Source organism: Mycobacterium hippophais, from assembly GCF_027529605.1.
GTDB lineage: Bacteria > Actinomycetota > Actinomycetes > Mycobacteriales > Mycobacteriaceae > Mycobacterium > Mycobacterium arseniciresistens.
Map to the genome: position 1 here is coordinate 388,546 of NZ_JAPZPY010000003.1, position 23,832 is coordinate 412,377.

The 23,832-nt window shown below is 66.6% G+C and carries 20 protein-coding genes; 10 read left to right on the top strand and 10 right to left on the bottom strand.

Annotation, left to right across the window (positions count from 1 at the left end; translation table 11 throughout):
* Positions 1 to 652: 652 nt before the first annotated feature.
* Both O6P37_RS10440 and O6P37_RS10445 read left to right on the top strand, forming a co-directional pair.
* Positions 653 to 1,564 (top strand): class I SAM-dependent methyltransferase, encoded by a 912-nt coding sequence (locus O6P37_RS10440; protein WP_269893983.1) that lies wholly within the window; start codon positions 653 to 655, stop codon positions 1,562 to 1,564.
* 157 nt (positions 1,565 to 1,721) lie between these two features.
* The gene (locus tag O6P37_RS10445) at positions 1,722 to 4,319 is read left to right on the top strand and encodes an alpha-L-fucosidase (RefSeq protein WP_269893984.1); all 2,598 of its coding nucleotides are present in this window, start codon (positions 1,722 to 1,724) and stop codon (positions 4,317 to 4,319) included.
* 5 nt (positions 4,320 to 4,324) lie between these two features.
* Here O6P37_RS10445 and O6P37_RS10450 read toward each other — a convergent pair whose 3' ends face one another.
* The 3 genes from O6P37_RS10450 to pdhA form a co-directional block, all read right to left on the bottom strand.
* Positions 4,325 to 5,596, bottom strand: a complete 1,272-nt coding sequence (locus O6P37_RS10450) for a dihydrolipoamide acetyltransferase family protein (protein ID WP_269893985.1) — start codon at positions 5,594 to 5,596, stop codon at positions 4,325 to 4,327.
* Positions 5,593 to 6,567 carry an alpha-ketoacid dehydrogenase subunit beta gene (locus O6P37_RS10455; RefSeq protein ID WP_408633149.1) on the bottom strand — a complete coding sequence of 325 codons (975 nt, stop codon included), beginning with the start codon at positions 6,565 to 6,567 and terminating at the stop codon, positions 5,593 to 5,595. Before O6P37_RS10455 ends, O6P37_RS10450 begins: the two co-directional genes overlap by 4 nt.
* Positions 6,568 to 6,634: 67 nt before the next feature.
* Positions 6,635 to 7,708, bottom strand: a complete 1,074-nt coding sequence (gene pdhA / locus O6P37_RS10460; RefSeq protein ID WP_269893987.1) for a pyruvate dehydrogenase (acetyl-transferring) E1 component subunit alpha — start codon at positions 7,706 to 7,708, stop codon at positions 6,635 to 6,637.
* A gap of 460 nt (positions 7,709 to 8,168) precedes the next feature.
* On the opposite strand from pdhA, the gene O6P37_RS10465 reads away from it, so the two are divergent.
* Entirely contained in the window at positions 8,169 to 8,900 is a 732-nt protein-coding gene (locus O6P37_RS10465; protein WP_269893988.1) for an SGNH/GDSL hydrolase family protein, read from the top strand.
* Here the strand turns inward: O6P37_RS10465 and O6P37_RS10470 are convergent.
* From O6P37_RS10470 to O6P37_RS10485, 4 genes are all read right to left on the bottom strand, one after another.
* Positions 8,874 to 9,596: a DapH/DapD/GlmU-related protein gene (locus tag O6P37_RS10470; protein ID WP_332909784.1), complete on the bottom strand. Its 723-nt coding sequence runs from the start codon at positions 9,594 to 9,596 to the stop codon at positions 8,874 to 8,876. The genes O6P37_RS10465 and O6P37_RS10470 overlap by 27 nt on opposite strands.
* A gap of 67 nt (positions 9,597 to 9,663) precedes the next feature.
* Positions 9,664 to 10,302, bottom strand: a complete 639-nt coding sequence (locus O6P37_RS10475; protein ID WP_269893989.1) for a Maf family protein — start codon at positions 10,300 to 10,302, stop codon at positions 9,664 to 9,666.
* A 7-nt stretch (positions 10,303 to 10,309) separates the two neighbouring features.
* A complete protein-coding gene (locus tag O6P37_RS10480) occupies positions 10,310 to 10,588 on the bottom strand; it encodes an acyl-CoA carboxylase subunit epsilon (protein WP_269893990.1) in 279 nt (92 codons plus the stop codon).
* 19 nt (positions 10,589 to 10,607) lie between these two features.
* Complete coding sequence (locus O6P37_RS10485) at positions 10,608 to 12,257, bottom strand: acyl-CoA carboxylase subunit beta (protein ID WP_269893991.1); 1,650 nt, start codon at positions 12,255 to 12,257, stop codon at positions 10,608 to 10,610.
* Positions 12,258 to 12,329: 72 nt separating this feature from the next.
* On the opposite strand from O6P37_RS10485, the gene O6P37_RS10490 reads away from it, so the two are divergent.
* The 6 genes from O6P37_RS10490 to O6P37_RS10515 are packed head-to-tail and all read left to right on the top strand — an operon-like array spanning position 12,330 to position 19,000.
* Positions 12,330 to 13,139, top strand: a complete 810-nt coding sequence (locus tag O6P37_RS10490; protein ID WP_269893992.1) for a biotin--[acetyl-CoA-carboxylase] ligase — start codon at positions 12,330 to 12,332, stop codon at positions 13,137 to 13,139.
* Between the two features lie 9 nt (positions 13,140 to 13,148).
* Positions 13,149 to 13,667, top strand: a complete 519-nt coding sequence (locus tag O6P37_RS10495) for a PH domain-containing protein (RefSeq protein WP_269893993.1) — start codon at positions 13,149 to 13,151, stop codon at positions 13,665 to 13,667.
* Between the two features lie 26 nt (positions 13,668 to 13,693).
* Complete coding sequence (locus O6P37_RS10500) at positions 13,694 to 15,472, top strand: lipopolysaccharide biosynthesis protein (RefSeq protein ID WP_269893994.1); 1,779 nt, start codon at positions 13,694 to 13,696, stop codon at positions 15,470 to 15,472.
* Between the two features lie 27 nt (positions 15,473 to 15,499).
* Positions 15,500 to 16,831 carry an O-antigen polymerase gene (locus O6P37_RS10505; RefSeq protein WP_269893995.1) on the top strand — a complete coding sequence of 444 codons (1,332 nt, stop codon included), beginning with the start codon at positions 15,500 to 15,502 and terminating at the stop codon, positions 16,829 to 16,831.
* The gene (locus O6P37_RS10510; protein WP_269893996.1) at positions 16,821 to 17,948 is read left to right on the top strand and encodes a right-handed parallel beta-helix repeat-containing protein; all 1,128 of its coding nucleotides are present in this window, start codon (positions 16,821 to 16,823) and stop codon (positions 17,946 to 17,948) included. Before O6P37_RS10505 ends, O6P37_RS10510 begins: the two co-directional genes overlap by 11 nt.
* An 8-nt stretch (positions 17,949 to 17,956) precedes the next feature.
* The gene (locus O6P37_RS10515) at positions 17,957 to 19,000 is read left to right on the top strand and encodes a glycosyltransferase family 4 protein (RefSeq protein WP_269893997.1); all 1,044 of its coding nucleotides are present in this window, start codon (positions 17,957 to 17,959) and stop codon (positions 18,998 to 19,000) included.
* A 4-nt stretch (positions 19,001 to 19,004) separates the two neighbouring features.
* Here the strand turns inward: O6P37_RS10515 and O6P37_RS10520 are convergent, their stop codons facing one another.
* Entirely contained in the window at positions 19,005 to 20,351 is a 1,347-nt protein-coding gene (locus tag O6P37_RS10520; RefSeq protein ID WP_269893998.1) for a GumC domain-containing protein, read from the bottom strand.
* A 377-nt stretch (positions 20,352 to 20,728) separates the two neighbouring features.
* On the opposite strand from O6P37_RS10520, the gene O6P37_RS10525 reads away from it, so the two are divergent.
* Positions 20,729 to 21,766 carry a glycosyltransferase family 2 protein gene (locus O6P37_RS10525; protein ID WP_269893999.1) on the top strand — a complete coding sequence of 346 codons (1,038 nt, stop codon included), beginning with the start codon at positions 20,729 to 20,731 and terminating at the stop codon, positions 21,764 to 21,766.
* A 29-nt stretch (positions 21,767 to 21,795) separates the two neighbouring features.
* Here O6P37_RS10525 and O6P37_RS10530 read toward each other — a convergent pair whose 3' ends face one another.
* The gene (locus O6P37_RS10530; protein ID WP_269894000.1) at positions 21,796 to 22,905 is read right to left on the bottom strand and encodes a glycosyltransferase; all 1,110 of its coding nucleotides are present in this window, start codon (positions 22,903 to 22,905) and stop codon (positions 21,796 to 21,798) included.
* Positions 22,906 to 23,071: 166 nt separating this feature from the next.
* The gene (locus O6P37_RS10535; protein ID WP_269894001.1) at positions 23,072 to 23,755 is read right to left on the bottom strand and encodes a GtrA family protein; all 684 of its coding nucleotides are present in this window, start codon (positions 23,753 to 23,755) and stop codon (positions 23,072 to 23,074) included.
* Between the last annotated feature and the right edge of the window lie 77 nt (positions 23,756 to 23,832).

The following is a 23,832-nucleotide window of genomic DNA, read 5'->3' on the forward strand; positions in this document are numbered from 1 at the left end:
AGCACGCCGCCGTCGAGGCATCGGGCGCACCGGTCAACCGGTGGAGCACGGCCGTCGCGACACGGTGCGATCGAAACATGGGGCGCGTCCGACGTCCACTTCGCCGACGGGTGATGTACGGCGGCCGCATCGCTACGCTGGGGGGTGGCCACCTCCGGCTGCCGCATCGGTCGTTCGCTGACAGAATACCTGTCCCCGGCACCCTCCCGATTTTCCCGAACCGGTCTGCTTCGCCGATCGCCGCGTCTGAGCTGTACTCATGTAGATCCTGTTGACGGAACCGACCGCGACGTCTCCCCATCGTCGGCGGATGCGTTACTCCCACCCACCGGAATGTCCGATGAGATGTTTGCTCCGCTACCGATGCTTGCAAATTCAGCAACGTTCGGACAGGTCCGTCCGCCGTGCGCGGCCACGGGTTTGCTGTGCCTGTGAGGAGTCGCTTCTACACCGGTAGTCATGATCGGCAACGCATCTAGATCGATCTTTGTCCGAATGGGCCCCGACTGTGAGGCCACCGAGGGCGCCGTGTCAGGCCCGTTCGGCAAGTCTCAAGATCGATGCGCGACCAGCCGCTGACAGCGTATTTGCAGATTTCAGACGGCGACGATTCAGTTTGCTAGGGGCCAATTCCGCGCCTAAGCTCGTCGTTATGTCCTTCACCGATCACGAGCGGGTGCTTGCGCCGTTCCTCAAACCTGGGACAGTGCTGCACGACCATGACGGAATGCCGGCGGTCCCGCTGCTCAATCTGACGCCCGGGATGTACGCCAATGCATACTATTTCAGCCACCCGAAGTGGGTGGATGTCTGGTTGCGTGCGATGCACCGCTATCCGGAGCTGCGCGAGCGGTGGGAGGCTGCTGCAGGGACTTGGGACGACCGCATCGTCGTCGACGTGGGCTGCGGACCGGGGAACCTGTTTGCGAATCTCGGCGGTGAGCCGAAGGTGCTGATCGGAGTGGACATCGCGCCCTACAGTCTCAAGATCGCCGAAGGCATGGGGTACACGCCCCTGATGGCCGACGGACATGACATGCCACTTCGATCCGGATTCGCCGATCTGGTCGTGATGAACGCGACGGTGCACCACATGGACGACATGGAGCAGGCGATGCGAGAGTCGGCTCGCCTCGTCGGTCCCGACGGATACCTGATCATCGATCACGATCCTCAGAAGTCGGCCTGGGACTTTCGCGGGGTCGGCAAATGGCTGTGGGAATTGCGCAAGCCCGTCTATCGGGCGCTCAAGCGCGGCGGCCACCAGGCGGCCGAAGACGAAGGCAAGTGGGCGCACCGCACGGAATTGCACCACCGACCGGGTGACGGTTTGACGAAGGAGATGGTGCGGGACGTCCTCGACCCGCTCGAGTTCAAGATCGAATTCTATCCGCACAACCACCACGCGGGGGCCGAGGTCCTCAGCGGCGCGATGGGTGAACAGAAGAAGGCGATCCGGATCGGACAGCGGCTCTCCGGAATCCGGTCCACATCAGAGGACGCCGCGCTGTCCCTGCTGATCGTCGCGCGCAAGTTGGGTTCGCACACCGACCCCATCGGCTAGGCGCGGACGACCGCCGACGCGGCACGCGCCGACGGCCAGAACAGGCCGCCGGGATCCGCCGGCGTGTGACTCGTATGACGCTGCTGACCGGTCCATGACGTTCCTCGATCCCGGTCTTGGCGCGACGTAAGCTGGTCATACGGTCACATTGGAAGGTTTGTCGATCATCGCCAGCGCCGACAGTTCGTTCCGCTCGTTCAGGAGTGCTACGGCATCGGTTGTCGCGACGCTGCTCCTGCTGTGGGTGTCGGCATCGGTCGCATGTGGCACGCAACCCAAGGCCCACACGGATCTGCTCCTGTCGTTCCAGGGTTCCGTCGCCGGCGCAAAGTACATCCCCGGACCCGGTGAGCACGGGGCGGGCGCCCTGTCCGTTACCGGCGCGCAACTCGAGGTGCCGGGCCAATTGACGGTCGGCGGTCCCTCGAGCGGATTGGCATGGCCGGTGACCAACCTGGGTAGTGCGGGGATAGGGCAGCGTATGCTCGCCGAGATCGTGGTGTCACCGGGCATCCTCGAACAGGGCGGAACCCTGATAGACGTCGCCGGCGCCGTGCGGCTGGACGTCGTGGACGCCGGTCGGGTGCGGGTCGTCGCAGGGACGACGTCACGGGAATTCGCCCTGCCCGGGCGGACCGGGCCGGAGCGGCGCCCCGTTCATCTCGGCCTCGTCACCCAACTCGACGACTCGGGATACGGTGTGGTGACCGTCCTTTCGGAGGCCGGCCGGATCGGTGAGCCGATGGATGTCACAGGTGCGACGGAGTCGCAGTCGGCGATTTCCTTCGCCCGAGGCGCGACGGGCAGCGTCTACGGCGCTGCGGTGACAACCGGCGGCGGTGGTCAGCGATTCGTTCTGGGCCAGTTGCCCTGCGCACCCATGACAACGAGTGTCGTCTACCGCGTCTCGGTGACACCAGGGGAATGCGAGGCGTCGATTCTCGCGAAGGCGTCGGCGCTCCGCCCGTCACCGCAGCAGAGCCGTTGGCAGGAAAGGGAACTGACGGCCTTCATTCATTTCGGGGTCAACACCTACACCGGCCTGGAGTGGGGCACCGGCGACGAGGACCCGGCAATCTTCCAGCCGACAGGCCTCGATACCGATCAATGGGCCCGGGTCCTACGGGACAGCGGCTTCCGCACAGCCATCCTCACCGTCAAACACCACGACGGCTTCGTCCTCTACCCGTCGCGCTACACGACACACGGGGTGCAGTCGAGCTCGTGGGCCGGTGGTGGTGGAGACGTGCTCCGGTCCTTCGTCGACTCGGCGCGTCGGTACGGCCTTCGCGTGGGTGTCTATTTGTCGCCGGCGGACGAGAACCAATTCCTCGTCGGCGACTACGCCAATGGTTCGGTGGCCAGTCAGCGAACCATTCCGACGCTCACCGGCGATGATGACAGGGATCCGCGCGGCACGCCGACCTACACCCTCGCCGCGACGGATTACGGAACCTATTTCCTCGATCAGTTGTACGAGGTGCTCACCGAGTACGGCCCGATCGACGAGGTGTGGCTCGACGGAGCGCAGGGCCGCATCCCGGCGGACTCCATCGAGAACTACGACTACGCATCGTATTTCGCACTGATCCGCGCGCTCGCCCCGCAGGCGGCAATCGCCATCAGCGGTCCCGACGTCCGATGGGTCGGCAACGAGAGCGGGGTGGCACGGCTCGACGAGTGGTCCCCGCTGGCGGTGAAGTACGTCGGTCCCGACGTCCCTGAGCCTCAGCCCTCTCTGCAGGCCGCCTCCCTGGGGTCGGACGACGACCTGGTCCGGGCGGTGGAGGCTGGTGCCTCGCACCTGGTGTGGCTGCCGGCCGAGACCGACGTGTCGTTGCGGCCGGGGTGGTTCTGGCACGACGAGGAGGCCGCCAAGTCGGTATCGGACCTGCTGAAGATCTATTACGAATCTGTCGGTCGCAACTCGACCTTGCTGCTGAACATCCCGCCCAACCCCGAGGGACGGTTCGCCGATGCCGACGTCGCCCGACTCCAGGAGTGGCGGGCAGCCCTACGGCAGGACATGCCGGCGGATCTCGCCGTCGGCGCCTCTGCAGTCGTTGCGGGCAAGCCGGCGCCGGAGGCCGTCGACGGCGATCTCCGAAGCGCGGTGGCGGTCGAGGGCGATGGAAGCGGTTCCATCGAAGTCGATCTGGGTGAGCCGGCACAGGTCGATCGCGTGTCGCTGTCAGAGGCCACCGCGGCAGGCGGACAACAGGTCGGTTCCTTCGCTGTCGACGTCTGGTCGGACGGAGGATGGCGTCAGATCGGCAGCGGTGGCACCATCGGTCACAAACGCATCATCGCCATGGATGAGCCGGTGCGCGCGTCCAGGTACCGCGTCCGCATCACCGCTGCGCGTGCAGAGGTGTCCTTTGCGGGTGTGTCACTGTACGGACACAGCGCCGAGTCGGTGCCAGCACAGACGGACTACTACGTCGATTGCTCTGCGCAGACGCCAGGAACGGGCACGATGACCTCGCCGATGCGCAGCATCGAGGCGTTGCGTTCGGTCGATCTGCCGGTGGGCGCTACGGTGCACGTTCGCAGTGGAACCCGGTGTTCCGGCTCGCTCGAATTGTGGGGTTACGGCACCCAAGACCGTCCGGCGCGGCTCGTGGCATGGGGTGACGGTCCAGAACCGGTACTCGTGGGTGCGGGGAACACGGCGGCGCTGCGGGCGCTGGACTATCAGGGTTGGATCGTCGAGGGCGTCTCAGTGGTCGACGGCGCAGGGTCGGCTCCCCGCTGACGTGATCACAGGTCGAGCAGAGCCATCTCCGGCGATTCGATCAGATCCCTCGTATCGCAGAGGAACTTGGCGAGCTGGGCTCCATCGGCGATGCGGTGGTCGAAAGCGCACGTCAACATCATCGTCGGCCGGATGGCGAGTTGGTCGTCGACCACCACGGCGCGTGGCCGCAGCGATCCCATTCCCAAGATGGCGCATTCCGGGTGGTTGATCACCGGAACCCCCTCGTCGAGCCCGAGTGCGCCGAAGTTCGACACCGTGAACGTCGAGCCCTGCAACTCAGTCGGTTTGATGACGCCTTCACGCGCAGTCCTGATCAGTTCGGACACCGTTGCGGCCAACTGGAGGGTGGTGCACGCGTGCGCGTCGGGGACCACGGGCACCAGCAGTCCGCGGGGCGTGGCGACACCGATGCCGAGATGGATGGCGCGGTGAGTGTGGATCTGCGGGCCGTTGACCGTGTCCGACCACGTCGAATTGAAGATCATGTTCCGCGTCAGCGCGACGACGATGAGACGCAGGGACAGGACGAAAGGGGTGACCGTGTCTCCCGCCGCTGCGTTGAGTCTGTCCCGGAGGTTCAAGAGCTTGCTGCAGTCGACGTGGACGCTGGCATGTGCATCGGGTATCTCGGTACGGGATCGCGTCATCCGCTCTGCCATCCGCGCGTGAGCGCGGCGCACCGGAACGACCTCGTGATCTCGGCTCGGCGCGGTGGGCCGAGGTTCCGGATGTGCGGCGGCGAGCACGTCCTCGCGCAGGATGAGACCCCCGGGTCCGGACCCCGGCTGGATGTCGGCGAGGTCGACCGCGAGTTCGGCCGCCAGCTTGCGGACCGGCGGCGCCGCACGGGGTCGCCCGTTCGAGGATTCGGCATTCGGTCGGTGCTCAGGAGGTCGGCGACTGTCATCCAGAGCGTCGTCGGGTCCGGAGCCCACCAGAACCGAGAACCCATGTGATGCGCGGCGATCAGTGCCCTGAGGCACCGTTGCTCCATTGCTGCCACCGGCTGGGGCGTCGCCGGCGGGCTCGGTGTCTATACGAGCGAGCAGCGAACCCACCTCCAGCACATCGCCCTCTGCGCCCCGTGTCTCGACGACGCGGCCGCCGAACGGGCTCGGTATCTCGACTTCGGCCTTGGCCGTCTCGAGTGAGCACAGCGGCTCGTTCAGGGCGATCTCGTCACCGACCTGCACGTGCCACGCAACGACGGTCGCGTCCTCGAGACCCTCTCCCAGGTCCGGCAGGAGGAACGACTTCACGCGATCGGGGGTCATGGCTGTCCCAGTGCGCGCTCGACACAATCGAGCAGCCGGTCGGGGCCCGGCAACCACAGTTTCTCCAGCCGGGAGGGCGGAAAGGGGGTGTCGAATCCCGTGGCCCGCAGCACCGGAGACTCCAGCTCGTAGAACAGGTCCTCTTGAATCCTTGCAGCGAGTTCCGCTCCGAAGCCGAGCGTGCGCGGCCCCTCGTGCATCACGACACACCGTCCGGTCTTGCGCACGGATGCCGAGATCGAGTCGAAATCGAGGGGGCTGAGCGAGCGCAGATCAACCACCTCCAGGTCCCAACCGTGGCGCTCCTCGGCGATCTTGGCCGCGCTCAACGCGGTGCCTACCAGCCCGCCGTAGGTCAACACCGTGACGTGGGTGCCCTCGCGGCGGACCCGCGCGCTGCCGATCGGCGGACCCACCGTCGACGTGTCGACCGCCTCACGACCCCAGTAGCGACGTTTGGGTTCGAGGAACACCACCGGATCTGGATTCGCGATCGCATGTCGCAACAACCAGTAGGCGTCCGTCGGTGTCGACGGCGTGACCACATGCAGGCCGGCGGTGTGGACCCAGTACGCCTCGGTGGATTCTGAGTGCAGTTCGACCGCGCCGATACCACCAAATGACGGAATCCGCACGGTGACAGCCATTCCCAGTTCGCCGCGGGTGCGCATCCGGTACTTCGCCAGGTGGGTGACTATCTGGTCGAAAGCCGGGTAGGAGAACCCGTCGAACTGGATCTCGGGTACGGGAACGAAGCCCCGCACTGCAAGGCCGATGGCAATGCCGATGATGGCGGACTCGGCCAGCGGCGTATCGAAACAACGCTCCTCGCCGAAGGTCTCGGTCAAGCCCTCCGTGACCCGGAAGACCCCGCCCTGCGTGGCGACATCCTCGCCGAAGACCAGCACCCGCTCGTCGTCGGCCATGGCGTCGTGCAGCGCGAGATTGATGGCGTCGACCATCGTCATCATCCTGCTGGCGTCCCGGTGCGCGGTGACATGGGGTATCACGGACGTGGGCACGGCGGTGTCCGTCATGTCAGGCCTTCTTCGCCAGCTCGAGGCCGAGCTGCCTGCGCTGTTCGATCAAATCCGGCGTCGCCTCGGCGAAGACGAAGTCGAAGACGTCGTTCACATCGGGATCGGGTGTGTCGATGACGGACTCACGCAGTTCGGCGCACAGCCTCGTCGATCGTGCAGCCAGACGTTCGTCGTCGCGCTGCGTCCACAAGTCCAGGTTCTCCAGATAGCTCCGGTAGCGCGGGATCGGATCGCGCGCAGCCCAGTAGTCGACCTCTTCCTGTGCGCGGTAACGTGTCGGATCGTCGGAGGTGGCATGAGGTCCCAACCGGTATGTCATCGCCTCGATCAGCGTCGGGCCACCGCCGGCGCGGCAACGGCCGGCGGCCTCGGCCATCACCGCATAGCAGGCAAGGGCGTCATTGCCGTCCACTCGGACCCCGGGCATGCCGTAGCCGACCGCCTTGTGCGCGATGGACGGCGCCACGCACTGCTTGCTGACCGGCACCGAAATGGCCCACTGATTGTTCTGGACGAAGAAGATGCAAGGCACGTTGAAAACGGCAGCCAGGTTCAGCGCTTCGTGGGCATCGCCTTCGCTCGTGGCGCCATCGCCGATGAAGGCAACGGTGACGGAGTCCTCACGCAGGCGCTGAGCGGCCATCGCAGCCCCTACCGCGTGCAGAGCGTTCGTCCCGATCGAGATCGACAACGGGGCGCAACGTTTGCGGCTGAATTCGAGCCCTCCGTGCCACCGCCCGCGCCACACGGCGGCGACATTCCCCGCCGGAATGCCGCGCACCACGAACACGCCGAGTTCACGGAACTGCGGAAACAGCCAGTCTGTTTTCCGCAGACACGCAGCGGCGCCGACCTGCGCGGCCTCCTGCCCACGGCAGGGCGCGTAGAGAGCCAACTCGCCCTGCCGTTGCAGATTGAAGAGTTCGTCGTCCAAGTGGCGAGTGACGACCATCATCTCGTAGATCCAGCGCAGCGTCTCATCGGGCAGGGCGCGGTTGTAGCGGTTCTCGTCGGTGGCTTCGCCATGGAGCCCGATCATTCGCACCGGTTCGATCTCACCTGTGATCGTCATCTCCACAGCCCTCCCACGCTGGAATATGAAGCCGAATTCCCCCCACGCGGCCACTGCTCGAATTTCATGCTAGCAAAGTCTTGAGAACGCGTCGTGGCGCTTAGTGCTATCGCTGCTGACGCCGATTCTGCCGTTCGGTGACCATCATGCCGTGCACATCGGGACTCCTCCACTCGAAGCTGCCGACGGTGCGTAGGCACACACCCGCCCTGCGGGTCTTCCCGACTCCTGAGGAGACCGAGTGCGTGTTTGATATTGAGGCACAAGTGATCGACCGAACGGACGCGGCGGCCGATGGCAGGGGGCGTGCTGCGTCGCGGAGTACCGCGATGCCCAGGAGATCAGGCGGGTTCCGGCGCGGTTCCTCCCGTGACGGTCCTGGCCGATGATGTAACGGCACGTCAATATCAATCGGGAATGGCAAATTGCATCGAAGATCAAATTCAGGCAGCATCCAACGATGAAGTACAAGAGGGTGAGAGCCCGCCGACGGGCCCGCTCGGGCCGTGGGCCGGCTCGCGCGCTGACGGCCGCTGTCGGTGTTTTGAGCGCGGTGCTGGGCACACCGGCGATCGCCTGCGCCCACCCGTTCACCGGACCGCACCATCGGGAGATCGTCGTCATCGGTGACTCCTTCACAGGGGGCAGCGCCGAAGGCGGAACCGGCCCGAAGAGTTGGACGGAACTGTCCTGGACGCGGCTGCGGGCCGACGGCATCGACGTGGCTCCCGAGGTCTCCGGCGAGGGCGGGGCGGGATTCGTCGCACGCGGGACGGACGGTACGACGCTTCCCGAAGAGGCTCGCCGGCTCGTGGCCGCGCAGGACGAGGTGGTCGTCTATTTCGGCGGGCTGAACGACCAGAACGCCGATCAGGGTGCACTGCGTGCGGCGGTACGGCAGACGCTGAGTGAGACCAGGGTCAAGGTGCCCTGCGCACGCCTGCTGCTGGTCGGGCCCGCATCGCTCGGCGATCCGGGACCGCGCATCTCGGCAGTGAGAGATGTGCTTCGCCACGAGGCGGAGGACTTCGGCGCAGTCTTCGTCGACCCCATCGCGGATCGGTGGTTCGCGGACTCGCCGGAGCTGATCGGACGCGACCACATCCATCCCACCGACCAGGGGCACCAGTACATGGCGGACCGGCTCGCGCCGGTGGTCGAGTCGTTACTGCAGACGCATCCCGGGTGCTGAGTCGCATGCCGGCCGCGTGTGCTGGGGATCGCTCGTGGCGGGCGCGGTGTCATGCAACTGTGCTCGGGGCGCCAGGACCGTCGCCGCCGGCGGAACATCGGCTGTGACCAGTGCGGTCGCACCCACCGTCGCGTTGTCGCCGATCGTCACGCCGCGGAGGATCGTCGCCTGAGCGGCGACCCATGCCGAGTCGCCGATGTGGATCGGCCCGTTGTCGAACTCAAAGGTCGGCGATTTCTGGTCGTGACTGCCCGTACACAGGAACACCCCCTGTGACACCACGGTGTTGGCGCCGATCGTCACCGGTTCCAGGTTCAAGATCCATGTTCGCTCGCCCACCCAGCTGTGTTCGCCGATGGTCAGCTTCCAAGGCCAGTGGATCTTCACGTCATGCCGGATACGCGCGCCCTTGCCGATGTCCGCTCCGAAAGCTCGAAGGATGCCGACCCGGATGCTGTTCGGGCACCACCAGCGGGTGGTCAACACGCCGGAGGCAACCATCCACAGCACCTGCAGCGAGATGTGCCTGCCCTTGACGTATCCGTCGCCGGTGAACGAGGCCAGATCGAATCGCCCAACGGTGCGCGGGTGTTCGTCGCCCGGTGACATGTCGTCCGCTCCTGAAGTGATCGGCATGATGCTGCGAAGTCTCGCGGCCATCTCGACCTTAACGCGTGCAGCCCCGGCGAGGTGCACAAGCTCCGCTGAGAAAAGTTGCTACGCCAGAGTCAATATGTCGGCACCGTCTGGCGGGTGACTCAACTCAATCGACGCGCCTGGACCACAGTTGGGTGACCGGCAGCCCGACGCGGTCGAGCAGCCGGCGGGTCAGCGGCAGGCTGAGACCGATCACGTTCGACGGGTCGCCCTCGATACGATCGACGAACCAGCCGCCGTACCCGTCTAGGGTGAACGCGCCTGCCACGCCCAGTGGTTCGCCGGTACCGACGTAGGCGTCCAGGTCGGACTCGCTTGGTGTTGCGAAATGCACTGTTGTAGAACGCGATTCGACGGCCTTCTCGACTGTCGCACCGTCGCGGACGCGGAGCACGGCGTGGCCGGTGTGCAGCGCGCCGGCGCGGCCCGCCATCGCCTGCCACTGCATGCGGGCGGCGTCAGCGGTGCCCGGCTTGCCGTGCAGGCGTCCGTCGAGGCCGAGCATCGAATCGCATCCGATGACCACGCAGTCCGCCGCGACGTCCCCGGGAAGCCGGCCCACCACGTCGGCTGCCTTGGCGGCAGCGAGCGCGCACACCACCTCCGCCGGCGCGGCGGCCGGACCCAGCGCGGCGATCACCGCGTCCTCGTCGACGCCCGAGACGATGACGAGCGGGTCGACGCCGGCCTGACGCAGCACACCGAGCCGGCCCACCGAGGCAGAACCCAGGACGACCCGCATCATGCGCTCATCAGCGCCGCATGTGGGTCCGTTGCAACAGGGTGACGCGCTGCCAGCTGAACACCGGGTAGCGCAGCTTGTCGACCGGGTGGCCCCACGGATTCAGCTCCTGCGGGCCCGGCTCGACCGGGGCGCCCGAGGCGCCGGCGAGCACAGTCACCAGCGCCGCGATCTCCGCCTCGCTCGGGGAGCCCTTGACGACATGGAATTCCGGTGCGGCCGGCGCAGGCCGGTCGATCGTCATCTGCCGGGGATCGCTGACCTCGGTGATGTCCGAGTCGTGGTTCATGCCCTCGCCTTCCTGGACGTCACAGCGGGATGTTGCCGTGCTTGCGCGGCGGCGTCTGGGTGATCTTGCGCTCCAGTAGCCGCAGCGCGGTGGCGACGTAACCGCGGGTGTGCGACGGCAGGATCACCGCGTCGACGTAGCCGCGCTCGGCCGCGATGTACGGGTTCACCAGCGTGTCCTCGTACTCCTGCTGCAACTGCAGCCGCAGGGCGTCCACGTCCTTGCCCTCATTCGCGGCCTCTTTGAGCTGCTGGCGGTAGACGAAGCCGACCGCGCCGGAGGCGCCCATCACCGCGATCTGGGCCGTCGGCCACGCGACGTTGACGTCGGCGCCCATCTCCTTGGACCCCATCACGCAGTAGGCGCCGCCATAGGCCTTGCGGGTGATGACGGTGATCTTGGCGACGGTGGCCTCACCGTAGGCGTAGAGCAGCTTGGCGCCGCGGCGGATGATGCCGTTGTACTCCTGGTCGGTGCCCGGCAGGAAGCCCGGCACGTCCACCAGCATGATGATCGGGATGTTGAAGCAGTCGCAGGTGCGGATGAACCGCGCGGCCTTCTCCGAGGCGTTGATGTCCAGGCAGCCGGCGAACTGGGTGGGCTGGTTGGCGACGATGCCCACCGGACGGCCGTCCACCCGGCCGAACCCGACGATGATGTTCGTCGCGTAGCCGGACTGCACCTCGAGGAACTCGTCCTCGTCCAGGATCCGGGTGATCACCTCGTGCATGTCGTACGGCTGGTTCGGCGAATCCGGGATCAGCGTGTCGAGTTCGAGGTCCTCGTCGGTGAGGGTCTCCTCGATGGGGCCCGACGGGTTGGGCGACGGGTACCGCGGCGGGTCGGCGTAGTTGTTCGGCGGCAGGTACGACAGCAGATCGCGGACATAGTCGAACGCGTCCTGCTCACCGGAGGCGACGTAGTGCGCGAGCCCGGACTTGGCCATGTGGGTGTGCGCCCCGCCGAGCTCCTCCATCGTCACCTCCTCGCCGGTGACGGTCTTGATGACGTCCGGTCCGGTGATGAACATCTGGCTGGTCTGGTCGACCATGATGACGAAGTCGGTCAGCGCGGGGGAGTAGACGTGCCCGCCCGCGGCGGCGCCCATGATCAGCGAGATCTGCGGGATCACCCCGGACGCCTTGATGTTGTTGTGGAAGATCTTGCTGTACAGGCCCAGCGAGACGACGCCCTCCTGGATGCGCGCGCCGGCGCCGTCGTTGATGCCGATCAGCGGGCGGCCGGTCTTGATCGCCAGCTCCTGCACCTTGACGATCTTCTCGCCGTAGACCTCGCCGAGGCTGCCGCCGAACACGGTGGCGTCCTGGCTGAACACGCACACGTCGCGGCCGTCGACCGTGCCGTAGCCGGTCACCACGCCGTCGCCGACCGGCCGGTTCTGCTGCAGGCCGAAGTTGGTGCTGCGGTGTTTGGCGAGCGCGTCGAGTTCGACGAAGGAGTCCTCGTCCAGCAGGGCGAGAATCCGCTCCCTGGCGGTGAGCTTGCCCTTGGCGTGCACCTTCTCGATGGCTGCTTCCCCGACGGGATGCAACGTCTCCTCGGCGCGTTTCTTCAGATCGGCCAGCTTGCCCGCGGTGGTGTGGATGTCCGGCTCGTGCCCGGCTGACCCGTCCGTGGGCGTCTGGGAAGGCTCGGTAACGCTCGTCATGGGTGTCGATGCTATAGACAAGCGGCAAGCGACAGCCCTATGGGGCGACCTGACGGTCATTAGGCTGCCCGCATGAAGCGTGCCCCCCTCGATACAGGCGTCGTCGCCGGTCGCGCCGGACCGTTCTGGCGTTCGATCGACGTGGTCGAGCAGACCGGGTCCACCAACGCCGACCTGCTGACACGAGCGAACGCCGGCGACGACATCGACGGTGCCGTCCTGGTGGCGGAGTACCAGAGCGCCGGGCGGGGACGCCACGGTCGACACTGGTCAGCGCCGGCGCGCTCACAACTGTCGTTCTCCGTCGGGCTGAGCCTGGCGGACGTCACACCGGATGCGTGGGGTTGGTTGCCGTTGGCTGCCGGAGTCGCTGTGGTGGACGCGGTGGCTGAGGCGGCCGGGGTGTCTTCGGGTCTCAAATGGCCGAACGACGTGCTCGCCGGTTCCGTCGACGCTCCGCGCAAGCTCGCCGGCATCCTCGCCGAGGTCGCCGCGCCCGCACCGGCCGTGGTCGTCGGCGTCGGTCTCAACGTGACCATGACCGCCGAGGAAGCGCCCGACCCACGCGCCACGTCTCTGCATCTGCTCGGCGCCGCGCAGACCGACCGCAATGTGTTGCTGGCTGCCGTTCTGCGCCGGCTCGCGGACCGCATCGGCCGCTGGCGCGACGCAGATGGCGCCGACGCCGAACTCATCGCCGACTACCGCTCTCGCAGCCACACACTTGGCAGCCGGGTGCGGGCGACGATGCCGGGTGATCAGCACGTGGAAGGCGTCGCGCGTGGCATCGACGACCTGGGCAGGTTGCAGATCGACACCGACGTGGGACTGGTCACCGTCTCGGCCGGCGACATCGCCCACCTGCGACCCGTTCCGCCGTAGAGTGCTGCCGTGGGCTACCCGGACAACGTGCTGGCCAGAGACGAGCAGGTGGTACTGCACCGGCATCCGCACTGGAAGCGGTTGATCGGGCCGAGTCTGATGCTGATCCTGGCCTCCGTGGCGGCCGCCTTCGTGTCCGGTTACGCCAACACCCTGGACTGGGAAGGCCCCGCGACGAACGTCGTCTTCGGGGTTACCGCGGCGATCTGGCTCATCCTCGTCGGCTGGCTCACGTTGTGGCCATTCCTGAACTGGCTGACTACGCATTTCGTCATCACCGATCGCCGGGTGATGTTCCGGCACGGCCTGCTCACGCGGTCAGGCATCGACATCCCGCTCGCTCGAATCAACAGCGTCGAGTTCCGGCACGGTCTGCTCGACCGGATCCTGCGCACGGGAACCCTGATCATCGAGTCGGCGGCACAGGATCCGCTCGAATTCCACGACATCCCGCGGGTGGAGCGGGTGCATTCGCTGCTGTATCACGAGGTCTTCGACACCCTCGGCACCGAGGAATCGCCCAGCTGAACTCCGCGTCCGCGGCGTGATGGGGCTTGGGCTCGCGGCTGCCCGGCCAAGGTTGTTACCAGCATCGTCAATATTCTGTGCTGGATCTGCGCTGTTGCGGATGCTGTCCTGACGTGGCCGACCGCCACCTGTCCCAGGGCAGGCGGCGGCACAGCACTGCTCCGAGCCCGAGGAAACCGTGGAGCCACGGCCGTCTCGGCAAGATATCCCACTTCAACAGGCTACAGAGTGCTGCTAACCTCCGCGGGCGGGGAACTTCGGCAGTGGTGACAACTGTGATCTACCTTGCACGGCAGGTCGTTGATTCGGTTGAGATGGCTTTTCGTGCGATTATTAGCCAGAATTACGCGCAGCGAACAGATGGCACCGAGCGAAGTCCCTTCGATCCGGCGGGGGCGGCCACGGCGTCGACGAGTTGTCCCGACTTCGGAATCGATGGCGAATTGAGCGACAGGCGAAGTGCCGGCGGCGAATTCCGCCATAGTTTCGGATGGCGGGTGCTCACCGCCGGCGGAGGCATGGCTGCCTCGTTCGCCCTGACCGTCCTCGTCGTACGGGGACTGCCGGATCGCGATGCGGCCACGTTCTTCGCGATTCTCGCCGCGCTGGCGATCGGTCCGCTGATCGGTCGGTTCGGTCTCGGCACGAACGTCATCCGACTTGTGCCCGCCGAATCCGACCCCGCGGTGCGGCGGCAGATTGCGGGCACACACCTGCTGGCCGTCGTGATCGCCTCGTCGGTCAGCGCCCCGGTCATCGCCATCTTCGGGTGCAACGCACTGATCGGCCACGAGGGCTTCGTGCCCGTGTTCATCCTGGCAACGCTCCTGGTCGGGGTCGAGTCCACCCGCCTGATGGTCAGCGACATCTTCGCCGCGACCGGCAGAATCGGCTCCTCGGTCGCGACGACGCACTACGTCCGGACCATGCTGGCCCTGCCATTCGTGGCGGCGACGATGTTCGCCCTCGGGAACGAGACGTTGGTCGGGGTCTTGACCGCCTTTCTCGGCGTTGCGGTGGTGCAGTTCGCCGTTGCGCTGTTAAAGGCGAGGACCCTTGTCACGTTTCCCAAGCTGGGCGCGGCATTCTCGATGCTGCGCACAGCGGCCGGCCAGGGTGTCCGGGTGTTCAGCATCGACCTGTCCGAGTTCATGATCATGCAGGGCACCATCTGGTTGGCCACGGCGGCACTGACGCCGGTGGTGGCGACCCAGTACGCCCTTGCCATCACACTCGGTATGCAGGTCGCGCTGTTCAAGAACCTCGCCGCATCGGCGGTGGCTCCGCCCGCCGCCCGGCTGTGGGCGGCCGGAGCCAGAGCACAGGTCGTGCGCGTGCTCTCCAGCGCCGCGACCCTCAGCACTGCCGTCGCCATCGGCTTGGTGGTGCTGATCGCGGCGTTCGGATCCGCGGCCGTCGCGTTCGCGTACGGCAACGAGATGCGGCCGACCGCGACGATGCTGTTGATCATCGCCTTCGGCGGGACCGTGCAGGCCTGCTTCAGCGCCAGCGTCACGCTGATCATCATCAGCGGACACCTCGCTGAGGCTGCTCACGTCGCGATCGCGGTCCTCGTGGTGGCCGCGCCAACGGCCGTGGCGGCGGCCGTCTACGGAGGGCCCATCGCCCTGTCCGCAGTGACCGCCACCAGCCTGGCGGTGATGTACACCGCGCAGTACTTCAACACCAGGAAGTGTCTCGGGTCGGCACCCCGCGCAAATCGCAGGCTCACCGCCGCTGCCCGCGAGCTTCTCAGGGAACCCGCTGCCGACGACGTCGAACCGGCCGGAGCGGGCCGTGCCTGACCATCTCCGGCCGGCTGGGGCGAACAGATGACGTCGCTGGCCGAGAGGCGTACCGCCGCGGTCGGCGAGGCGTCGTTCGACGAACCTCGAGCCAGGTGGCTGTCACCGGTATTCCTCACCCTGTGCATAGCGTCCGCGGCGATCATCCCGACCGCCCTGCTCGACGATCAGCAATTCAGGTCGATGTGGCGGACACCCAAGTCGGTCACCATCGAGACCCTGCTGCTGTTCGGGTGCGGCGCGATGGCCCTCGCGTTCGGTGCGCTGGCCGCGATCACACTGGCCCCGGCTTCCCGGCCCCTCGATGCGCCGTGGCCGGCGCTGGGGGAGCGTTCGGTGTCGGCGTTGCGACGCTGCAGCTCGGTGCTCGCGGCGCTGACGTTGATCGGCTACGCCGGGTTCGCCGTGATGATCGCCAGGTCGGGGATAACGATCCCCCAACTACTCTCCGGTGATCCGTCGGTGAAGACCGCCATCGGCACCATCCCCGGCGTCACCACCTTGACGCAGTTCGGTGTCGCCGCGATGGTGGCCGCCAGCCTGCTACTCGCGCAACGGTTCTCCCGCTTCGAACTGGCCAAACTCCTGATCATCGTCGGTCTGGCCGTCGTGCGCGCCTTCGTGAACAGCGAGCGACTTGCTGTAATGGAACTCGTCGTGCCGATCGTGGTGGTCTTCGCCGCCAAGTTGGCCGCTGCACCGGGCGTCCGGCGCCGCCTGGCCCAGTTGATTCCGGCAGTGTTCCTGGTACTGGTGGTCGTCCTGTTCGGAGTGTTCGAATTCTTCCGATCCTGGGGGTTCTACCGGGCGCACACGTCGGATTCGTTCATCGAGTTCACCCTCAACCGGATCGCCGGCTACTACGCGACCGCGATGAACAACGGCCACCTCAACATCGAGCACCTCCAGTGGCCGAAGCGGCTTCCCTACGACACCGTCGAGGCGGTGTGGTCCGCACCGGGCGTCGAGGCGATGCGACTTTACGAGCGCCTGGGCGGCCATCCGCCGCCGAACACCAGGGACCCGGCCGACTCCCTGTATGTCTCCGTGCTCAGCAAGTTCGGGAACCCCGAATTCAACAGCGAGAGCGGCTATTCCGGACCGTTCGTCGACTACGGGTCGGTTGGGGGCATCATCTTCTTCCTGGTGGTCGGACTGGCCGCCGGGCTCATCTACCGCGGCTTCTGCCAAGGGGCGGTGTTCGGACTGGTGCTGTACCCGGTGTTCTTCATCGGCCTGCTCGAGTTGCCGCGCTACATGTACTGGTCCTACGGCCGGGCCATGTACGCCTGGATCGGATTGGCGGCGATCGTCTTTCTGCTGTCGAGGACAAAGTCGAAGGAAAGCCATGAGACGTGACCTGACCCGTATCGGTGTGGTGCGCCGCATCGGTGCGGTGATCACCGTGCTGGTGTGCACCATGGCCGGTGTCACCGCGTGTGATGCGACGGTTTCCGGCGCGCCCGTTTCAGACGAAACATCCTCGTTGCAAGCGCAATTCGACGCGATGCGGCCCGGTGGCGTCCTCAGCCTCGCTCCCAGGGTCTACCAGCACGCCGGTGTGTTGAAGTTGCGGGTGCCCGATGTGCGAATCGACGGAGGAGGTGCGACGCTGCAGGCAACCAACGACGAGACGTCCTCGGTTCAGGTCTCGGCCGACGGGGTGCAGTTGAGCAACATCACGTTGACCGCCCCCACCGAGGGTCGTCGGTGGATGGCCCTCGATCAACACAAACTGGTGCTCTCGGGCGTCCGGGACACCGTGACCGACGTCAAGATCATCGGATCGGCGGGCGCCGGGATCTTCGCCTACGGCGCAACCGACTTCAAGATCTCTGGCGTCAACATCGTGGGCACACGTGCCGACGGCATTCACGTGACCAGAGGGAGCCAACGCGGCGAGATCAGGGGCGTTCGCACCGACAAGACCGGTGACGACGCGGTCGCGGTGGTGTCCTACGCCGACGACCCGAGCCGCAGTTCTGACATCACGGTGTCCGACGTATCGGTTGCCAGCACGCGATGGGGCCGCGGGATCACCGTGGTGGGCGGGAAGAACGTCTCCATCAGTGACTTCGACGTCGCGAACACCGATTCCGCCGGTCTCTACGTGGCTGCGGAGGGGACGCCCTACTTCACTGATTCCGTGGACTCCGTCACCGTGTCGAACGGCAGCATCACCGGTGCCAACACCAATGCCGACATCGTTCAGGGCGCGGTGCTGGTCTTCTCCGGTCACTCAGGGCGGTACGTCCGCGGCGTCCGATTGTCCGACATCCGCATCTTCAGCACCCCGGCTACGGCGAAGCGCAATGTCGCAATCGTGGTGAACAGCGGCGGCACCGTCGGCGGCCTCGTGATGGAGGACTTCCGCATCGCGGAGTCCGGGCTGGTGCCACTGGAATCGGATGCGCCGCCCGATGCGCTCACCGCGACGGGGTGGAGCCAGGACGGCAAGCCCGTCACGGTCGACTAGGACGGGTGATGAGACAGATTCACGTCAACGGCAAGTGGTTGTCGCAGAAGCTCACAGGAACGCAGCGCTACGCCGCCAACATGGTCGAGGCGATCGCTGCCTCCGATTGCGTAGATCTCGTGCTCCACCTGCCCGCCGGTGCCGAGGCGCCGGACTGGGCGCACGGGTACCGCATCCGGGTCCGCCGGGCGCCGGTGCGGGGCATCGCCTTCGAGCAGGTGTACCTGCCAGCCGTGACGGCCGGAGGGATGCTCCTGAATTTCGCCGGCCCGGCTCCGCTGCTCAAACGCCGACAGCTGGTCACGATGCACGACGCCACGCCGTTCCGGTACCCGCAGACTTTCCGGCCGACATTCGTGGCCTTCTACTACGGCATGTACTTCCTGTTGAGCCGCACCGCGCGCCAGCTGGTGACGGTCTCGGAATTCAGCGCTCGTGAACTGGCCGACGTGCTGAGGGTTCCCGCTGAGCGATTCATCGTCGCGGGATGCGCCGCAGACTCGCTGACCGGTGTCGAGCCTGCCCGGCCGGAACTCGATGTCGCGGCGGGCGGTCACTACCTCGTCGTGGGCACCCAAGCAGTGCACAAGAATCTCGTGGCGCCCATCACCGCCGTCGCGGCGACCGGACGCGACGTCGTGGTGGTCGGTCTCGCCGGCGACCAACAGGTCTTCAGTTCTGCCGGATCGCTCGCCGGGCATGCGGTCGTCCCCGGCCGGTTGACCGATGCAGAGCTGGTGTGGCTCTACCAGAACTCCCGAGCGCTGATTTTTCCGTCGAAGTACGAGGGTTTCGGGCTGCCGCCGCTGGAGGCTCAGGCGATGGGTTGCCCGGTGGTGTGTTCCGATGCGGCGTCGCTGCCCGAGGTGTGCGGTGAGGGTGCGCTGTACTTCGACCCGGACGAACCGGCCACGCTCCTCGCGCAGCTCGATCGACTTGAAGCCGACGCCGACCTGGCCGCCCAACTGCGTCACCGCGGTGCGGTCAACGCCAAGCGCTTCTCCTGGGCAGCATCCGCCGACAAGATCGTCGACTGGCTGCGCAACGCCTGAGCGCTCAGTTCACCTGTAATACAGGGGATTTTGCGTTGTCCAGGCTGTGCCTGTGCGGAGCGTCGCCACGCCGGAAGTTGGGGACGAGTCCGGCACGAGTGCACACGGCCGTGATCGGGATGTTGTTGTGCCGGGCCAACTGCGCCGCCGTGCGCACCGAGTCCGCCACGTCGTGACCGACGCGTACGACGACGATAATCTGCCGTGCGCCCGCGGCGGCATCCGGAAGTGTGGCTGAATCACCCAGAGAGCCACCGTCGATGATGGTCGTCGCACTGCTCATCAGCAGCTGTTGCAGGCCGTGGTCCAGCGAGTCGTCGTACGTGGCGGACAGGTTGTCCGCGAGCGTGATAGTCCGGGTGAGCCCACGCTCGCCGGCGGCGGCCGCGATGAGTCTGGCGACGTCCCGGGTACCTGACCCGGTGGAGGCGCCGACCACCAGGATGCTGCCGGAGTCGGTCGGGGGAAGCTGTGCGTAGAGCAGGCGGGCCAGCTTGATGTGGGAGTCGCTGTTCGCGACAAGAGTGTTCAACCGCACGACGGGAACCAGGACGCTGTCCGCCAGTTCGTCGAGCGCCGACGGTGTGTGCACGACTCCGGCCCGCCTGCGCCACGCCAGGCCGCCTGCCATCGCGATCAGGCCACCGGCAAGTCCACCGGCGAGCGCCCCGAGCGCCCACATGGGTGCGCCGGAATCCTCTGCCTCCGTTGGAACCTGGATGATCTGCACGCCGGCGGGACGTTGCATCTGCACCTGGATGGCCTGGCGCTGCAGCTCGAGCTGCTGAATCTGCGCCAGCAGCTCCGGCGAGGGCGCCTCGGCCTCGGGCACCCAGCCGTACTCGTTGGGCACCGGCGGCGGCGGCGTCAGCTGCGCGATCACATTGTTGATGGCGTCGATCGCCGCCTGCCCGCGCGCTCTGCTCTGCTGCAGGACGTGTTCGCTGTAGACGAAGACGGCGGCATCGACGGCGCGGGTGGCACTTTCGGCGTCCGGTGCCGTCGACGAGAGGGTGACCACCGGTGACTGCGTGTCCTGGACGGCCGAAAGCGCAGGCCGTGCGGTCTCGTTGAGCTGCTTGGCCACGGAGTCGGCAAAACCCGGTGACGTCAGATACGCGATCTCACCCGAGATGTAGCTCTGCTGTTCCTCGGGTGAGGCCGATCCGCTGACCATGATCTGGCTGGGGTCAATGGGCTGGAAGATGCGGACGAGCGCGTCGACCTCGACGGTCTCCGTCGAATGCAGAGCGGTGCCGCCGATGACGGCGCCCAGCGCGATACCTGCGACGGCTGCAGGCCACAGCGGCGTGGTCAACCGGGCGAGGACAGCTCGTAGGTACTTCCGCATCACGGCTCCAAACTGTGTTCGGACGACATCGCCCAGGTAGTTGTCGACAACTCAGCCGCCGTGCTCGGTGATGGCACTACCGTCCCGACGCGACACGAATCGACCAGGGATGACCCTACCATCCGAGCGGCCAGATGAAATTGCCAGTCGTCGCCATATCGGTAAAGTGGCGCATTGCACAGGATGGGCAGGTAATGGCTTTTACCGTTAATAACCCGCGTTGAGTGCCATCTCAGCAACGTTGGCAATAATGACCGTCTGTTAGCTATGGTGATACCGGCCGGATCCTGTCCTGGGAAGGCAGCAAGCGAGGGAGGGGCGCTTCCGCGATGTCACATCTAGTCGGTGCACGGGTTGGTCCGCGCGGTAAGCCGAGCGTGGATGTCGCCATCCCGTCCTACCAGTACGCGCCGTACCTGCGCGAGAGCGCGATGAGCGTCCTCAGCCAGAGAGTCCCGAACCTACGGCTCCTCATCGTCGACAACGGGTCGACGGACGGCAGTCAGGACATCGCTCGGGACATCGCCGCGGTGGACGACCGCGTGACGCTGTACCTCAACGCCCGCAACCGGGGCATGTTCCACTCCTACAACCGGGCGATCGACTGGGCCGAAGCTGATTACTTCATCCTGCTCGATGCCGACGACCAGCTTGCGGCCGACTCCTTGGCGTCGGCCGTCGACTTCCTGGAAGCGCACCCCGAGGTCGCATTCCTCTACGGTGTGGAGGGCCGGTTGGTCGACGGTCTGCTAGACCCCGGGCGGTGCGACGGGTGGACGGCGAAGTGGGGCGTGGTGTCAGGCGAGGATTTCATCCGCCAGACGTGCCGGGACTCGTTCTGCGACATCGGTGCGCCCGCGATGATCATGCGGACCCGCGCACTCAAGAAGGCCGGACATTTGCGCGAGGAATTGGTGCGCACGAACGATTTCGAGATGTATCTGAGGTTGGCGATGTACGGCGATGTCGCCTGGACCAACCGCGTACTGGGCATCAGGCGGCTCCATCAGGCGCAGTTGTCCACACCGTACAACGAACACCGCGTCCTCGACTTCCTCGAGCACGAGCGGGCGTTCGAATCGTTCTTCGCGCACGAGGGCGCGGCGATGCCCGGAGCGTCCCGACTGTTGGCGCAGGCTCGACGTGCGGGCGGCGACTACGCCTACTGGTACGGGTTGTGGCAGCTGCTGCACCGTCGACCCGACGCCCGGGCGGCGTTCGCGTACGCCGGAAAGCGCCGCACCGCACCGGTGCTACTGCCGCCGGTCGGCTTCCTGTTCAAGAGGCGCTGGCTGCGTAGCCTCTACCGCGCCGTCCGGCGGCTGGTGTGCGAACCACGGCGCTTGTCGACTCCTTACGCCGACACCCGGACATCACAGGCGCGCCCCCGGCAATTCGGCCGCCGGGCGTCGTAGTCGACCGGTAGGGCGGAACAGCAGCCGGACTATCGGCTGGCGGGCACCGGGCGCAACGCGGCGGTCAGATCGGCGAGAGTGTCGGCGGCCGTCCGCTGGTCGAAGTGCTGCTCGACGCGGCGCCTGCCCTGTGCGCCCTCCCGATCAGCCATGGCCGTGTCGAGCAGCCGTTGAGCAACGGCGTCGGCCAGACCGGCCACGTCGCCGATCGGCAACACTGCGCCGCCGTCGCCGATGCTGTGCCGGATGCCTCCGGCGTCGAAGGCCACCACCGAACGCGCGGACGCCATCGCCTCGAGTGGCACCAGCGCCATGCCCTCGGCGCGGGACGGCACGACCACCACGTCAGCGGCGGCCATGTAGTCGCCGGGGCTGTCGCTCCATCCGAGCCATGACACCGACGGGTCGTGGCTGATCGGATGGTCGCGGTGCAGTGCATCGCGCAGTGGTCCGTCGCCGACGATCAGCAGTCGGGCGGTGGGGGCTTCCGCCAGCACGGCTGCCCACGCCCGCAGGAGCATGTCGTGGCCCTTGAGGGGCGCCAGGCGTGCCACGCACACGGCTACCGGTCCGCCGGGTTCTATGCCCAGGTCAGCGCGAACACCATGGCGGTCGCGGGGACGCACCCGATCGAGGTCGACACCGTTGCAGATCACCGTGAGGTCCCCCGCCACGCCGGCGGACCGGCCCGCGGCCTGCTCGTCGAGGCTGACGCACACGGTTCGGACGGTCCACCGCGCGGCGAACCGCTCCCACACCCTCGCGGGCAGCGCCGTGGGCCCCGGGTCCGACTGGAAGGACCACAGGTGCGGCTGGAAGATCGTCGGCAGCTTGCCGCGCACCGCGAGACGCCCGGCCAAGCCCGCCTTGGAGCCGTGCAGATGCACCACGTCGGGCCGTTCGGTGCGGACGATGCGGTTGAGCGCCCGCACCTCGCCGAGCACCGAGGGGCCGGGCGAGCGGGTCGCCCGCCATGACGCGACCGGCACGCCGCACTCGCGCATCGCCTCGGGAAGCACACCCGTCGGGGGGCACACCACGATCGGCTGCCACCCGCGCCGCTGCTGATCTTTGGCGAAGCTAATGACGACGCCGGCCACCCCTCCGTCCACCGGCTGGGCCACGTGCAAAATCTTCACCGGACACTCGTCATCGGGTCGGTACGGCGCATGAGGTCGATTCAACACTGGTAATGCGTCTGTCTCAACTCGCAGCGCGCCCGACGGTGCAAATGTGGCAAACCAACTGAGCGACGTTGTAGGGCCCCGACGTGCCGCTGAACTACAGCAGTGGCAAACCGGTCGCTCAAAGAGTCTTGGAGATCCGGGGCTCGGGGGAGTCATCGAGCCTGCGTGAACGGTTGCGCCGACGCATCGGCGTGACGGTGCCCGCGTGCCGGTCCCGTTCTACGGCGCGCTCGTGCTCGTGCTCCAGATGATCTTCCATGGCCTCGGCGAAGCCGCCGCCGGTGAGCGTGGATTCCAGTGCGCGGTCCGGGTTGCGCCCGAATTCGTCGGGGAACACCCAGCGGCGGAACGCCCAGAACCGGAACGCCATCTGAAGCAGATTGCCGATGATGTAGGCCGAGACGAAGTCGGCGATGTTCTCGATGGTCAGCGACACCTCGGGGACCCGCAGGCCCAGCACGTAGCTGGAGAAGTACAGCGGCGCCATGCTCAGCAGCACGCCGACTCCGCTGAACCCGAAGAACAGCAGCGCCTCGTGGTGGCGCTCGCGGCCACCACGGTCGCGGAAACTCCATTCCCGGTTGAGGATGTACGACGCGATCACGGCCACGATGCCGGCGATGATCTTGGCGGTCACCGGCTTGGGTTCCAGGATCGTCAGCTTGAGGGTGAAGAAGATCGCCGAGTCGATGATGAACGTCGTCGCACCGACGATGGCGAACTTGATCAGTTCGTGGTGCTGCTCGGCGTAGGGACGGATCGGCCCCGGGAGGCGCTTGATCGTCGCATCGGCAAAGGACACAAGGAGGCAGTCTACGTAACGCCGCGTGGCGACGCGGAATCCGCTGCTGCGCCCCAGGTCAGGGCGCTGAGCGCGGT